The following is a 15,942-nucleotide window of genomic DNA, read 5'->3' as shown; positions in this document are numbered from 1 at the left end:
ATGGAAAAATTCATAGAATTACTTACGTTTTCATTGCTTAATTCTCGCCTGAGCTTTTCCTTATCATAAATAAAAATCGCAACTCTTTAACTTCAAAGAATTGCGATATTAATAATTTATTTTTTCAATTATAGTTCTGCTTCCATCTCTACAAAGTCATCATAAACAGTCTTCACTCTGAATCCAACCGATGTATATAGTTTTTGAGCAGCCACATTAAATCGATGAACTCCGATAGTCAGGTACTTACAGCCTTGTAACTTGAGATAATCAATACCTTTCGTTAACATTATCTTACCGAAGCCTCGCTGCTGATATTTTTGGTCAATTAATACACTTTCTATATAGTATTTCTGATGTTTCTTATCAACGGTAAATGCGATTAAACCAATCGATCGAAGCCCTTCCGTTAGTACGAACAATTTTTGTTTATATGCACAAGCTATACATATCGCTCTTTGCGCATTGTTCATGAATTCCAATTGATCATCACGCATTGAGAGCCTCATCGTATCCCAGAGGTTATCTTTATTAAAAGGAACAAGCTTCGTATTCTTAGGATATACAAATGCTGCCGCTGTTTCCTCTAAAAGTTCTTTCAAGAAATATTTGATTCCTTCTCTTGTACGACTTATCATATGCTCACTATTCGTTAGGTATAAAAAACCAAGTTTTGTATCCCAATCTACACAGATATTACAATTCCACCCTAAGCTACCGTAACAAAAATCACGTACACTTAGTAAGCCATAAAGTGAATTAAAGGCAATGCTTTGACCAAACGTTACTGCCGTAGAAATAGCTTTCCATGCCTTCTCAGATAATAACTTCTTTTCTACAACAGCATTCAGAAGCTTCTCTGCTTCTGCAGAAGTCATTGTAAATGTATTTTTTTCATCCGGCTGATATTCACTATTCAAAAAGGCAGTATTCCGATATACAGAGTAAGGGTTTGTATCTGGCTGTTTGTATACAGCATGAATCATTAACGGTTTAAATATTTCATCTTGTACAAAGTCTGCCAAACTTTTCTTAGATGCACGTTCAATTACTTCACGTATGAATAATGTTTCTGACATGTTATCAAGATCATCTGTTGGCTCTGTTCCAGGTGCACATGTTAATTCAATGCCGTTTACACGAGAAAGTACTTCATCAAATGACCATGGAAAAACCAAAAGTTTACGCTCAATGAGGCTTCTTTTTTCGTCGTCCACTTTTTTATATTCATCTGTTTTTTGAAGTTCCTTCATAATTTGTCCATTAAAAAAATCGGGTATTCCAGTTTGCTTTAAGCAAAGTTGCTTCACACTTATTTTCGAAGCATGACTATATTCTTTTATGTACTTATCAAGAGTATCGGATAACTTTAATTTTTTGTCATCAATTAGTTTACCAATACATAATCCCATTAGAAAACGATTATGGTAGGGTAATAAATAGGTGCTTTCCTCTGTAATAGGTAACTTCTTTGCTCTATCAGCAAGACCGTAAACATTCCTATGGCAACATTTGTCATCCTTGTAAATTGTAACTGCACCAGAAGCTCCCCATGTTATGGCGCAATCTTTTATCTTGTTGTTTATTTCTGTCATATTAAGCATCGTTATGTACCTCATCTACTTTATTATCACTTACCCATTACTTTTCATGTTCTCATTACTTTTCACGTTCTCGTTACATTACATAATTTCATCTTGTTTCGTTTTCAACATTTCTAGCATTTCCGATACTATTTATTAGTTATGTGGTAAACACTAAATTACTGCTGTATTTCATTGATTAAAAACCTCTTAAAATCTTGTAAATCTTCTTCTTTATATTCTAGCCCTTTCTCGCCTAAATACCACTCATTTATAGCATTATCAATAATATATCGAAATTTTTCAGGAACATAATTTCGCGCCCAAATTCCCCCATCATACTTTGATAATATAATCTTTTCTATTTTGTAGGATAGGATACGTCCGAGAATTAATATATTACTTGCAAAATATCGTGGATTATACGCTCCGAATTCATATTCATTTACATCATTACTGATTGAATTCCAAAAATCATCCTCTGGTACTACTGGGAAAACTTCCCCAATAGGTTTTCCATAAATACAAATTCCACTTTGATTTGTAAGGTGAACATGACAAGCGATATCCGCATCACAGAAATCCTCGTCCACAATAAAGCTTCCCTTAATATCACCAGTTAACAATTTCTTGTAATGTTCTGTCCATGCGTCACTGTAATGGTATTGACATGGTGTTGGATACTTCCAAGGGGTTAAGTCGTTTAACCATATCACTGACATTTCAAGAGGTGATGGTTTTACATCTATGTTTATTATATTACTTGAAATGGAAAGCCTTTCCTCTCGATTAATTCTCCTGTCACATATGACTAATATATCGATATCGCTAACATTTTCCACAAAGCAATTTAAGGCTATAGAGCCATGTATGTAAATTCCTACCACAGATTCACCCAAACATGTTAACCATATATCTTTTACCTTATCAATTTGATCTTTTACATCTAGTGGAAGTGTTTTGTAAATTTTAAAATCCATGCTATTTTCTCCTTGTATGTTAAGAAAATATTGAATAATACGTAACTCCTATTATATCATCACAATTTGCACAAATCAATATTTACCAAATTACTATACGCCTTCTCTTACACAATATCTGAGCTACATCTGCTTTGATTTTTCCATATATTATTTGTCGTATGTACTTTGGTGCATAACTAATTGATTCTTGCATTAATACCCAGTCGATCAACTAAGTCAGGGGCAGTTGTTTTAAGGCCGTGATGCTAGCCAAATTTCCGTCATTTATTATTTAGTTTTATTATGTAGTATAAATGGATATGTTCACCTTGATTATCCATAATATAACAGATATACTATAGAAAAAGGCAGAAAACTTGCAAACTATTTTTCAAATGATTGTTTGTGCTTACATTGCAGATACCAACTAAGCAAAATGTGGCATATAAGGAGAAAACTATTGGTTGATAATACGAAGAGCTCAAATTTCATATGCTTAACTTGTGGACGTTCTTTAGATTGTGCTACTTCCATTTGCACCTGTGGAGGACGCTCAACAAGACGTCCTAGACCAGAACAAGAAATAATAGAAGAAATAAATCAAAAAACAAAAATAAATTGGAAATATAGAAAAGTGGCACCAATGCTTTCTATCGCTATGCTTGCTATGATTTTTCTGGGGTGTTTACTTACAATATATAATAATTATTTGGGTATGGCTGTTATGGGTTTGGGAGCCCTAATATTAATGGGATACTCACTTGCAGGTCTTTATTATAATTGTTGTCCATTTTGCGGACGTTTTCTCAATAGAGTTTCTTTAAGAGATGAATATTGTCCACGCTGTGGTAAGAGAATAAAGCCAATAGAGAAACATAAATATACACCACCGAAAGACTTCTGAGATATGCGAAGCAAATTTTATCATTTTGGGAGGTATTGTTATGAGAAATCAGGAAAGATTAGATTTTAATATACAAAAAACACGCCTTATAATGGACGTGTTTTTTATTTTTCTCTATTTTTCTTTCACGTTATACTAATAAAATTCCGTTGCTTTTACTTAACCGGAATTCTAAAAGTAAATAATTGTTTCATACAATTAATCATCTTTCTGTGATGTAAATTCGCCATCCTTTCGTCTTCTCATATCTGAATGTTTTATTTCTATATCAGCGCTAAGAATATACTTACATTTTCTAATCTCATTTTTTATTTCCCTGTTATCCAAAAAGTAAATCTCTGTAGCAGCCCATAAAAAAACCCAACTTATTACACTTAAAATACCAGCTAAGTAGACATAAGAATCCCACAATCCCAGAAAAATCAGTCCAATAATAGTTCCTAAAACCCCTAGAATAATCGCCTTAATCTTGTTTTTCCTGGAAAAAAACTGATTAGTTTCCAAACGATCGGAAAATGTACTTGTGATTGCAGTTTTCAAAGGTGAAATATCAATATTACTATTACTAAAAAAGAATATTTCATGCTCTTGATTTCTAAGAATACTAATTTTAGAAATAATGTATTCTACAAGATCAGAATTTAAATGAAAATCTTCAGGTGGATAATACCGTTCAAACAGGTCGTCACCTTCGTTTAGGAATACTTCAATTCTGTTTTTTGGGTTCAAGTAGGCTTACCTCCCTTATTGACACGATTTTGCCGGTAAACCGGTAAATGCTTTATTAATAATTAAATTTCATCAATATATTTTTTTATCTTTTGCATTTTCAAATCAGTCTGTGAAATAATTTCAGCACAATCCTTTAGTTCCTTAACAATTTCTTCTGTTGAATTATTTTCTATATTATTATTTTCTAAAGTATTATTTTCTGTAATAATATTTTTTGTAATATTATCTTTCCCTTTATATTTTAATTGATGCTCTAAGCTTGCCCAAAAGTCCATTGCTATTGTTCGTATTTGTACTTCAACCCTCATTGGTTGTTTGCTATCAGAAAAAAATACTGGAACCTCCACAATCATGTGATAACTACGATAGCCGTTTGGCTTAGGATTTTTTATATAGTCTTTTACTTTTAGCACAGTGATGTCATCCTGGCTGGCAAGCATTTTGGCAACTTTATATATATCATCCACAAAAGAACAAATAACGCGAATCCCTGCAACATCATTTAAATTCTCTACTATACTCTCCAATGTTATTTCTTTACCTGAGTCTTTTAACTTTTTTGCAATACTCATAGGTTTTTTTATACGTGAAATTATATTTTCTATGGGTGAATGGCGGTTATTAAGAGAAAGCTCATCGTTTAATATTTCAAGTTTTGTTTGAATTTCACGTATTGCAGCATTATATTTCATCATTAGTTCTCTAAAATCAGAAATATAGTTAAGAATTAGATCTGGATCGTCAGGGAAAAATGTCTTGATAATTTCAGCTTTTTCATCCTTATCATTTTGTTTATATCGGTTTATCATATACTTTCCTCCAATTTCTTAATAAATATTCTTTATCATTTGAATAATATATTTTACATTAACAGATTGTCTTCCGATTACAGCAATATCAATAACAGCGTCGACATCGTTTAATTTAAACAGGCATATAATCTCTAATCATACAATCATCTGAATATGTATTATTTTACTATTTTACATTATATTTGTTAAAAATATGTGTTTAAAATATGTATTTAAACGATAAACGCACTAGTGTGACACTTCTTGCTGTCACACTAGTGCGTTTTTTGTAAATGAGTTTTGGGTATGGTATGCGTTGTTGGTCTTGGGAGGGGAGTATTAAGCCCCTTCCCCTGCATAAACATTAGGGTTATAATTATTTGGGCTCTTAATCGTAAACACTAATTCTCCAATCTGCTCTTCGCTTAAATTTTGTGGTTCAACACCATAATAATGGTTTGCTGCTTCTTTTACCCCATAGCAGCCTTCCCCAAAATAAATAACATTAAGATATAGCTCTAAAATTTCATCTTTTGAATAATTTCTTTCTAATTCAAAAGCAACAAGTACTTCAGCCACTTTTCTTTCCATCTTTTTTTCAAATGAAAAGTACATATTCTTTGCAAGCTGTTGGCTAATAGTACTTCCACCTTCCACAAAAGAACCTGCCATTACATTATGAAACATTGCTCTCGTAGTTGCAATTGGATCCATACCAAAGTGGTAATAAAATCGTTTATCTTCTGATTGTATCAACTCCTTGATATAGTCTTCTGGAATTGTATTAAGTTTAAAATACCCTTCTTTTTCTTTGATATTATCAACAACGCTTTCCACGCTATTTTCTTTTACTGCATTTTGATACATTTTATATCCACTTGAAATGACCGGTATAGCTTTGGAAAAGCAGAATATAAATGCTGAGAGTATTATTAGACTAAATATCCAAATATATTTCTTCTTCATATAAACCTCCTCATATATCTTGCAAAAACTCGCTTAATCTTTCGTTTTCGCAGTTTTCTATTTCTGATTGCTTTATCATAGAGCCAATAGCTCCTCGTATAACAGAAAATATATTAAGTATCTAAGTTTATCTATCTTTTAATTAAAAACTATCTCGTTGAGGATTCATTTCTTTCCTCGTATTTTATGATGAAATTATATCATGAAGAAATTTTATCATCCATCGATTCATCTTACAGATAACTTACATTTATGTAATATTGAAAACTAAAAATTTTGCTTTTAAATAAAATAAGAAGCAGACAAAATACATCTTGTCTGCTTCTTATTACTACTCTAATATTATATTACATCCTCAAAAATTATTTAATATATTACGTTCTAAGCAAGCTACAACTGCTTTATTTAACTTGATTACTGCTATGAAAGAGATTACTCGTTCTATAATTTCTCAATCGTTTTCAGCGATTGGAATGTTGAACAAAATATATTCCAATTCTTCATTATTTTCAGTTATCGTAGCTATTTTAACTCCTAATAAATCACCGTCTAACCTAAGATTATGTTTTCTCATATAGGAAAATGGTTCTTGAAATATGGCTTTCTCATGATTTAAAGTGTTTTTGTTTATTTTATCAATATTGACAGGAAGTTTTTCCAAACTCATGAGAGTTTTTCTTGTATTATATCTTTCTGTATACTCATTTTCCTCAATATTAAACTGTTTTAAATCTGATACCTTTACAGCCCATCCCATATTGATATCTATTTCATCACATTCAATATCTTCTTTTCTAATTATGTATACCATCTGTACTTCTGGTGCCAAATATAAATATTCATGAATTTTTTTAGTACGATTTTCTTCTAACAATAAATTTGCACCACTTTGATATAATACATAGGAATACGCAATACAATCTCTGATGTAAAGATGTTGATAAATACTATTTGTTTTCTCCAAAAGAATCAGATCATCACTTAATCGATGTCTTAGGTTTGTCAAATAAGCTATTTCATCTTGCATATTTTGATCTTGTATTTTATACTGTTGAATTAATTCTTGAATATTATAATCTTTCATCTCAATAATATCATTATGTGCAAATCCATATTTTCTTAAGGATCTAACTGTCATTAACCTAGTGAGATCACCCTTATTGTAATATCTGTATGTATTATTTAAATCTCGTTTTGATTTAATATGGCCATATCCTTCATATCGTCTTACTGTGTTAGTTGACACATTTAATAATTTAGCTAATTCACTAATCTTATATTTCATGGAAATCCCCCAAAATATCATGTAATATTTCATCTTAGTTGTAATTATTATATTATATCATAATACTTTTGGTTGTCAATTTCCCGTCATTTTGATTATTTACTATTATTTATACGTCTTTTTTTAGTGTATTTTGTTTTTTTCATCTATCTTTTTCATGATATCATAAAATTAGTTTATTAATTATGAAATAAAACGATCACAATCCCATTGACTTTAGACATTGGATTAAGGTCGCTATACGTAAAAAGGTGAGACTACTTAGAATCTCACCCTCTACTAGAAATGATAATAAATTTTCTTTATTTATATTGTTTATAACCTACTTATAAATTTGCACTTTCGTTTTGACAGAAAGTAATTTGCCATTTTTATCTTTTACACTAACAACTACATAATCATCCCCTACAGATTTTGCGGATACAACAGCAGTTAATTTACCATTATTTATTCCAACGATAGCAATATCTCGCTTTGTAGTTTTCCATACAATATCTTCAGTTCTAAAGCCATTGACTTCCACTGTAAATGAAATTTTATCTCCTATCACCATGGACGATGTTGCCCTCTTAAACGTAAAGTTAGCTTCTTTTACTGTGACTTGTTGTTGTAATTGCTTTGTTTTACCATCCGGCAAAGTTACTGTAATATATATTATAGCTTTTCCTTTACTCTTACCAACAATTTTTCCGGTTTGGCTTACTGTAGCAATCTTAGTACTACTAGATTTATAACTAAGCTTCATTTCACTTACAGATAAATCAGTATTGGAGCTTGTAAAGTCCTTTACAACTTTTAGTGTACTTGGGTAACGTAAGCCTACCCATTCCCAATCCTTTGTTCCTCCGATATAAATATTATTTTTGGAATTTGCACTAATCTGATCAAGTAGCGGCACTTCGATATCTTCAGAAGGCTTCGGTGTTATATCAGGTGTTGGTTTTGGGTTTACGTCTGGGTTTGGATTTGGTGTTACCTCTGGTGTTGGACTTGGTGTCACCTCTGGTGTTGGTTTTGGTGTCACTTCTGGTGTTGGATTTGGTGTTACTTCAGGAGTTGGCGTTGGTTCAGGGGTTGGCTCTACAATAACCTCATCTTTAAAAACTGCGCCAATAAAACCACCATCCGTTGAGAATGAGGCATATTTACTATTCTCTTTTATTTGTAGAAAACCATGAGTATTCATGGAACCGTCTGAGTTTCTCCATACAGTATGGAAATCAGTAGATACATCTGGTGCAACGATATTAACAAAAATATCAGTAGCAACTGGCGTAATCACTGTTCCAACTTTATTTGCTGAATCAAAGGCTCCTCCTATACTTCCATCATATTCATAATATTTTCCACTATTCATATATACAATTTTTGATCCAATCGCTGATGTAATCTTATCCGAAGCGATTTTATTGGTACTGATACCAATTGCATCGTAAACGGTTGGTCCGTTTGCACGATCAATCTGGAAATTAGCCTTTTTACTTCCACTATGATAGCTGTTGTTAAATGATGTAATGTTTTTAAACGTAAGTGGTGCAGGATTATTGTTATCTGTAAAACCATGTGCACCATTTTCAAATGCCATACAATTTTCAACTATGTGTGGTGTAGCAATTCCCGAACCTCCGAGTTTAAATCCGTTCATATCTCCGCTTGCACTACCTGATCCGTTCGTTAATTTACCATTTCTAAAGGCAATACAATTTCGAATAGTTACTACTCCTATTGGACCAGTTTCTGACTTAGCATATAAATCCCATCCATCATCACTGTTATTATAAGACATACAACCATCAAATACATTGCCTTCGCCACAAGTTAACTTTGCTGCGAAACCATCTGCATTTTCACCTAAAGCATCGCTGTTGTTAAAAGATGTACAATTCTTAATTAAGTTATAACTAGGCCATAAATCTATGGTTGCAGCTGCAGTATCATAACGGCTTAATTGTAAACCAGTATCTCTATTTTCATAAAACTGGCACATTTCAATTATGTTGTGATGTCCAGAGAGTAACATACCATTATCTCCGGCACCTTTAAAATCGATTCCATACCATTTCCAGTAATCTGCATCTTGTACAAGACCACGATTGCTAGGTAAGCACACCTGCTCCGAAAAATCTAAAATAACCTTGCCACCCATATAATTTCTTACAGTCTTATAAGTACCGAAACTACCACTGTTCCATTTTTCTACAACAATCGGTTCACTGTACTTATAGTTTCCTGGTAACATCCAAATTGTATTACCAGCTTTTATTTTGGTCAGTGCAACTGTAAGCTCCATTGGATCAACAATTGTACCTTCTCCTGTTTCTGATGCATTTGGTGCTACAAAGATGTCTCCATCTACAACAGACTCCGGAGGTGTTGGTGTTGCTGTAGGTACAATGGTTGGTGCTACTGTTGGTGTTACTGTCGGCTTATCTGTTGGTGTTGGTGCTTCTGTTGGTACTATGGTTGGTGTTACTGTTGGTATTACTAGATCATCCAAAGATAGACTCATATAAAATAAATTAGCAGTATCTGCTTTATTTATCGCATATTTTATTCCAGCTAATACAGGAATTGTTAGAATACCCGTTTCTTCATTCCCTGTATACTTTATACCATTCACTTTTGCATTAACTTTACCAGTAGTATGGTTAAATACCATGGTATAAATACCATCTGCAGGCGAAGTAAAAACTATCTGTGTATCGGTTTCCATTTTTAAACATTCCGTAAGAGTCATACCATTGTATGTAACGGTACCTTTATTGTTCGCCAGATTAGCCAATCCTGGAAACAAATAGAAAGAACTTGTAAGTTTTTGTGTTGTAAAATTATGTGAATAATCTCCCCTAATTGGTGGCTGTGTTGGTGCTATCGTTGGTTCTATTGGTGATTGTGTTGGTACTATGGTTGGTTCTTCTTTTTTGTCTCCTAATCCACCAACGGAAACTAATTGAGATGTATAATTCTTAATTTCTGCTTGTAACTCAGTAATAATTTCATAATTCGTATCTTCCGCTTCACTCAAAGTCCATTGAAAATCTCCACCGTTAATACGTCCTGCATAAGATTCAATCTTAGCTTTCGCTTCTTCTGCAGAATCTACGGAATATGGATATCTTCTACTAGGATCGGTATCAAAGTTATTGTATCTTGTTCCTCCTTGTACGGTTACAACATCAGCTGGGATTTGCTCCTCTCTGCTCTTCACTGTATAGGCATCAATTTGTCCCGCGTCTGGTGTTGTATCTTGATTTACAAATCGTTCCTGACCAATCATATAATTTCCAAATTCTTTAATAATACCGCCATTTTCTCCAGAGAAAGTTCCCTTATTGGTATAGTTACCTGTATTAGGATCATATTTATCGGTACCTTGGCCAGAAGAAAGCATTGGGTATTGGCAATTCCTAAAATAATTATTCTCTACAAATGCAGAAGCTCCCATTGCAGCTCCAATACCGTATTTTGATACGCCATCAAAATAGTTATTATAGATGTGTATACTTCCAAGTCTGATTCGTGGGTGACGTGAATCTGAATGGTCAAACCAATTATGATGATATGTAATAAAAAACTCTTGGGTTTCCGTCATTCCTGCTAGACTAGACTTACCCGAATCCCAGAAGTGGTTATAAGAAACCGTTACATTGGTGGAAAAACCTTTGATATCTACGGAACCGTCTCCCTTAACCTGGTCTGAAGCACGCCCTGGTTCCCCATAAAATAAATCATTGTTATGAACCCATACATTCTCATTTTTAGTATCCAATGAAATTGCATCATCACCAAACCACATGATTCCTAAGTTTCTAATCTCAATATTTTTACCTTCACGAACTAGAATACCCCAGCCATAAGCTGTTGCATCGTCTCCGATACCTTCTAATGTCACGTTAGATGTTTTCTTTATATTTAATAAAGAGCCACTTACTCCAGCGGGAGTATCTACTTTACCAATTATACGAATGATAAGAGGCCTTGTATCTTTCCCTTTTTCTCTCTTTAGCATGATATCAGCAATACCAGTACAAGTCTCAGAACTAGAGCCTGTTATTACATCTAAAGTAACAGTATCTTTGTTTTTATTGGTAAGATAAATAATCTGTGCGCCGTTTCTTACAGTTCCATCATTATTATATCCACCGGAACCAGTTTTGTAAGTTGAAAACTCTGAAAATGCAAATCCTTCTCTTGTATGTGCCGATACAATTAAAGTATCAGTTACCGCTGCACTCTCCTCAACTTCTATCCCAGATACAACAGGGACAATTTTAAGAACATAAATACCTTCCGAAAGCCCTACGGCATCAGCCCTATAGTAAGTTGGATATTCTCTAATTAATTCATTGTCTAACTTAACATAAGCAGTATCCGCTTCATTAGCATTCTTAACATACACTACATATCCGTCTACCCCGTCCATAGGCATCCACTTCACGTATGCAGATTCTAACCATCCACTACTTTCGATAAGGACAATGTTAGTACTAGATGCTTTTGCAACCAGACTAAGCGGCGATGGAATAATTGTTGTTAGCAACATTAATGCAGCTAAGAACATTGCTATCCGCCGTTTCAAATTTAACTTTTGCATTGAAACCCTCCTATAAATACATTATTAATCATTGGGACAAAGTCTAGTATAAAGGCTGACATGCTGTCATAGTCAACCTTTAATTCGTAAATGAAATTGTAAATATAGGAGTAATATATAGGAGAAGGCTAATCTAGCATAGCCTTCTCCTAAAAAATGTCCTGTATCTAGTATCGAGGCGGGTTCCAAAGGTACCTCGCTTCAACACTTGGCATATAACCAATTACTCCTTTGCGTTTGCTTCGCGTCCAACCGAAACATTATCTTTTGTACGATCACTAAGTGCTGGTACTGGATGATCCGTATCTTGATAACGATAATCCTCACCCTTAGAATCTATATAGGATTGTATCACTATATGCGTTGGCACTTCTTCCACTGGCTCATTTACAGCCTTCTGGAATTTGAAGAAATTCTCATCACTACTTAAGGAAGCTACATTTACATACTCTTCTTTTTTGGATGTGTTATGAACGGTATTTGCAAGAATATCACGTACATATGCTTTATTCTCGTGTAACGTTAATAGTTGAGGGAAATTACCATCTGGTATTACTTCCTGCCAATCTTTTTTCTCATATTTCTTTAGCATGTCTGCTGCCATATGAAGATGAGCAACTTCCTGATGAAGATGCTCTTCCCAGATACCTTTGATATAAAGGTCAGTTTCATCCTCAAAGCAAGAATAATAAAGATAACATTCGGTATACTCATGCATAAGCAAATTTTCTAAGAATGTTGTCTTAGTATCTAATAAACTACCATATTGAGTAACATGCTGTTCCTCAATTAGTCCTATTTCTTGATACAACTGTCTTCCAAGATCATCATGATCATATAAAGCAGCCACATTCATATAATAGTTCATCGTCTGCTGTTCTGCCGCTGTAATAATAGCTACATTTAGCTTCGTAATTGGGGTAGCCGATTTACAATTAATAAAAAATCTCACATTATCAAATGGATAACGATGCTCAGAAATGGTAGGACGACCTGGCATAATCTCAGCATAATTGCCAACCAATTCCTCTGACTTAACCCCCATCGTAGCCTCTAACAAATCCGAATAACGATATAAATGGTCAAAGTCTTCTAGCAATGCAAAATCAAGAGCAGCTTTTACATTCTTATCTGGCTCTCTCTTCGCTAACTCAGCGGTAAGATCAACCGCTAGCTGCTCATAGCTTATGGTATGCTCTAAAATTGTCTCATCCTTAGGTTTTAACGAAGCGATAGCTTTTTGTTGTTGCTGTTCCACTCTTCTTATCAATGCTAAGTCTCTACGAATATCATTATTCGGACAGTTTCTCTGAGTTTGGTGTCCAAACCAAACAGATTCAAATTCTGTTCCATTCATTAAGATAATTCTGGTTTTCGTATATGGACTTACCTCATGTTTATTATAAGGTCTTAAGTAGATTCCACTCCAATTTTTAAAAGCGGAGTCAACAGATTTCGGTTTTTCTTGAAACGGGTTCATTTACAATCTCTCCTTTCTTGAATGCTAGGCGGTTAGTTAAATATAGACATTCAAGAAATAATGTTCCCAAATTAACCCATAATATGTACATCTTTTTTGCGAAAGGTATCAATATACCGGGGATTTTCTTTAAGCAATTTTCTGTAGCATCCCAGATAATAAAATTAGCATCATTTGTGGATACATTGGCTTCTTTTAAAACCTTAAACCAAGCTATATAAAAAATAACCATGAAATAGCTGGATTTATGTTCTCCTATATCAGGAACTACAGGCACTATTTCATTCAGTTTATTATTTACGCCTTTTTTAAATTTTTTATAGAAATCAATTCCATACTTTTTAATATAGTACTGTTTGTTTATGTTCAAAACGACATTGCTCATAGCTTTTATAGATTTAACATTATTCATAAAAACGCTCCTTTCATAATAGCAGTCAGAATGATTTCTTTATTTAAATAATATTATTTTATGTACAAAAAAAGCACATCTATGGGAACATACTTACTGTCCCACAGATGTGCATCCATAATCACCTGCTGCCATAATTAGATGGCCCAGCCCCATGACCTTAAAAAGGTCCATCGCCTGCTCAGTCTTTACTATTTGTATCTCATTAAGAACATATTACAATATAAAGATACTAAATTATTATATCATGAGCAATCATTTATAGCAATTTGGCTTTATTTTATATACATCAATCATTTCCGTTCGATTATCTATCTGACTATCGAACAACTGCAAGAAAAGCAGTCTTGATACCTAACAGGTAGCTACCTCTTTGTTATCCTTTTTTTTGTCCTTGTGTATAAGTCCTATTATATACGAGGATAAAGTAACAGTTATCAAAGAATAAAATATTTTTTGTACTGGTATATAACTAAGTGACAATAATAGTACAACAAAATCAGTTGCAAAATATGCTTTTGAAATATTACATCCAGAAAGTTTAGCAATTATCAATGCAAGGGCGTCATCACCACCGGAAGCGCCACCCATACGAACTACAAGACCAACACCGATACCAACAAATAATCCACCTAATATAGCTGCAAGCAATGGTATACTACTTAAATCAGGAATAATAAATCCAATATGTTCAAAAATATTATAAAAGAAGGAGAATCCTACACTAGCAATCAAAGCATTTTTTAAAAATTCCTTACCCAATAATTTAAATCCAATAAAATAGCATAAGGAATCTAAGAATATCCCTGTGATTCCTGGAGAGAGTCCCGTCCAATGTTTTAATAATAAAATCATTCCAAGTACACCGCCCTCCGTAATATTACTTTGGCTGTGTATATTAAATAATCCAAAGGCTAATATAGCAACTCCTAATAAAAGAATGCCATAATGCTTGATTGCATCTTTTCTTATGTTAAATTTCTTCATTTCAACCTCCACAAAACTGATTAATTTCTTTCCCTATTTATTTCATATGCAATTCAATGAAACTTTCTCTGAATAAAATAAGAAAGCCATACGTATGACTTTCTTGACATGATATACTATAAAGGATATAGTAACTATATTGTCAAGAAAAATATTGGAGGTTTTTATCATTCATGAATACGAAGTTTACAGTCGGTGAAATTGCTAAATTGAGCGGACTATCCAAGCAGACCCTTATCTACTATGATAAGGAGGATGTATTTAAGCCAAAATTAGTTGACTCCAATAATAACTACCGTTACTATACTGCAGATCAAATCGAAGTATTAGATAGCATACTAATACTTAAGGAAATTGGATTATCCTTAAAGGAAATCAAAGATTTTATGAATCATCGTAACAGCGATAATGCCATAACCCTACTAAAAAATCAGCAAAAAGAAATAAAACAAAAGATAAAACAGCTTTCTTTAATCGAAAATAGATTGAATTATAAATTAAGAACTTTGCAAGAGTTTGACCGTGTCAATGAGCGTGTTCAGATAACTACATTAGAAAAAACGGAATATTTTGCAATAGAACCGGTAACAACTCCTAACGGGCTATTAGAAGTTGATTTAGCCATAAAAAGACTGTTAACGAAAGCGAATAATAATAACTATCCATATTATTATCAAATAGGTGATATGGTTTCCAAAGAAAATCTATTATCAGGCAATTTTATCTGTTTCGAATTTGCATTTCTTCCACTGCAAATAGCACCAGAAAAAGGGACCTATCATAAGAAAGCAAAGGGGACTTATGCAAAATGTTATCACCAAGGACCTTATAAAAATATTACTGATACTTATCAGTTCCTTCTTGATTATATAAAAAAGGAAGGTTATCAGATAGCCTCCCCCGCCTATGAATATTGTATTTTAGATAGTTTAACTACTAAAAAATCCGAAGATTATGTTACTGAAATACAGATAAAAATTGAAAAAATATAGAAGATACGTTCCTTTAAATCTTCATAATTTTTCTCCTATTATTTCAACTTTATCCTGTGATTGAACCAGAAAATGGTTTTATTCAAACAAAAAATACACCTTTAAAGAAAATAAAGAAGAATAGAAATCCAATTCATGAAATCCTTAGGTTTCTATTCTTTCCTTGTTTTGTTCCATTCTTTCCTGTTTTGTTCTATTTTTTTCTTGCTTTGTTCTATTCTTTCCTTGCTTTGTTCCATTCTTCCTTGCTTTGT

The 15,942-nt window shown here is 33.0% G+C and carries 12 protein-coding genes and 1 riboswitch; of the genes, 2 read left to right on the top strand and 10 right to left on the bottom strand.

Going from position 1 to position 15,942, the window contains the following annotated elements:
- Positions 1–128: 128 nt before the first annotated feature.
- Positions 129–1,604: a GNAT family N-acetyltransferase gene (locus RTP52_RS04340; protein WP_312369429.1), complete on the bottom strand. Its 1,476-nt coding sequence runs from the start codon at positions 1,602–1,604 to the stop codon at positions 129–131.
- A 158-nt stretch (positions 1,605–1,762) separates the two neighbouring features.
- Positions 1,763–2,563 (bottom strand): aminoglycoside adenylyltransferase domain-containing protein, encoded by an 801-nt coding sequence (locus RTP52_RS04335; protein ID WP_312369428.1) that lies wholly within the window; start codon positions 2,561–2,563, stop codon positions 1,763–1,765.
- Between the two features lie 442 nt (positions 2,564–3,005).
- On the opposite strand from RTP52_RS04335, the gene RTP52_RS04330 reads away from it, so the two are divergent.
- Positions 3,006–3,449 (top strand): hypothetical protein, encoded by a 444-nt coding sequence (locus tag RTP52_RS04330; RefSeq protein ID WP_312107616.1) that lies wholly within the window; start codon positions 3,006–3,008, stop codon positions 3,447–3,449.
- Between the two features lie 198 nt (positions 3,450–3,647).
- On the opposite strand, the gene RTP52_RS04325 is transcribed toward RTP52_RS04330, so the two are convergent.
- From RTP52_RS04325 to RTP52_RS04290, 8 genes are all read right to left on the bottom strand, one after another.
- Positions 3,648–4,178 (bottom strand): hypothetical protein, encoded by a 531-nt coding sequence (locus RTP52_RS04325; RefSeq protein WP_312369427.1) that lies wholly within the window; start codon positions 4,176–4,178, stop codon positions 3,648–3,650.
- A 62-nt stretch (positions 4,179–4,240) separates the two neighbouring features.
- Positions 4,241–4,990, bottom strand: a complete 750-nt coding sequence (locus RTP52_RS04320) for a GTP pyrophosphokinase (RefSeq protein ID WP_312369426.1) — start codon at positions 4,988–4,990, stop codon at positions 4,241–4,243.
- Positions 4,991–5,311: 321 nt separating this feature from the next.
- The gene (locus tag RTP52_RS04315) at positions 5,312–5,938 is read right to left on the bottom strand and encodes a biosynthetic peptidoglycan transglycosylase (RefSeq protein WP_312369424.1); all 627 of its coding nucleotides are present in this window, start codon (positions 5,936–5,938) and stop codon (positions 5,312–5,314) included.
- A 451-nt stretch (positions 5,939–6,389) separates the two neighbouring features.
- Complete coding sequence (locus tag RTP52_RS04310; RefSeq protein WP_312369422.1) at positions 6,390–7,223, bottom strand: MerR family transcriptional regulator; 834 nt, start codon at positions 7,221–7,223, stop codon at positions 6,390–6,392.
- A gap of 322 nt (positions 7,224–7,545) precedes the next feature.
- Positions 7,546–11,817, bottom strand: a complete 4,272-nt coding sequence (locus tag RTP52_RS04305) for a pectate lyase family protein (protein ID WP_312369420.1) — start codon at positions 11,815–11,817, stop codon at positions 7,546–7,548.
- Positions 11,818–12,040: 223 nt separating this feature from the next.
- A complete protein-coding gene (locus RTP52_RS04300; RefSeq protein WP_312369419.1) occupies positions 12,041–13,297 on the bottom strand; it encodes a hypothetical protein in 1,257 nt (418 codons plus the stop codon).
- On the bottom strand, positions 13,263–13,709 hold the full coding sequence (locus RTP52_RS04295) for a hypothetical protein (RefSeq protein WP_312369417.1): 447 nt from the start codon (positions 13,707–13,709) through the stop codon (positions 13,263–13,265). The genes RTP52_RS04300 and RTP52_RS04295 overlap by 35 nt, the downstream gene beginning before the upstream one ends.
- Before the next feature lie 94 nt (positions 13,710–13,803).
- A riboswitch (NiCo riboswitch) is annotated at positions 13,804–13,904 on the bottom strand.
- 159 nt (positions 13,905–14,063) lie between these two features.
- A complete protein-coding gene (locus RTP52_RS04290) occupies positions 14,064–14,696 on the bottom strand; it encodes a YitT family protein (protein ID WP_312369415.1) in 633 nt (210 codons plus the stop codon).
- 173 nt (positions 14,697–14,869) lie between these two features.
- Here RTP52_RS04290 and RTP52_RS04285 point away from each other — a divergent pair, with 173 nt between their 5' ends.
- Positions 14,870–15,688: a MerR family transcriptional regulator gene (locus RTP52_RS04285; protein WP_312106017.1), complete on the top strand. Its 819-nt coding sequence runs from the start codon at positions 14,870–14,872 to the stop codon at positions 15,686–15,688.
- Positions 15,689–15,942: the final 254 nt, after the last annotated feature.

The sequence above is a fragment of the Lachnoclostridium sp. genome (assembly GCF_031997925.1).
Classification (GTDB): domain Bacteria; phylum Bacillota; class Clostridia; order Lachnospirales; family Lachnospiraceae; genus Lachnoclostridium.
The sequence above is the reverse complement of the archived record's forward strand: the minus strand, read 5'-3'. Positions and strand labels throughout refer to the sequence as shown.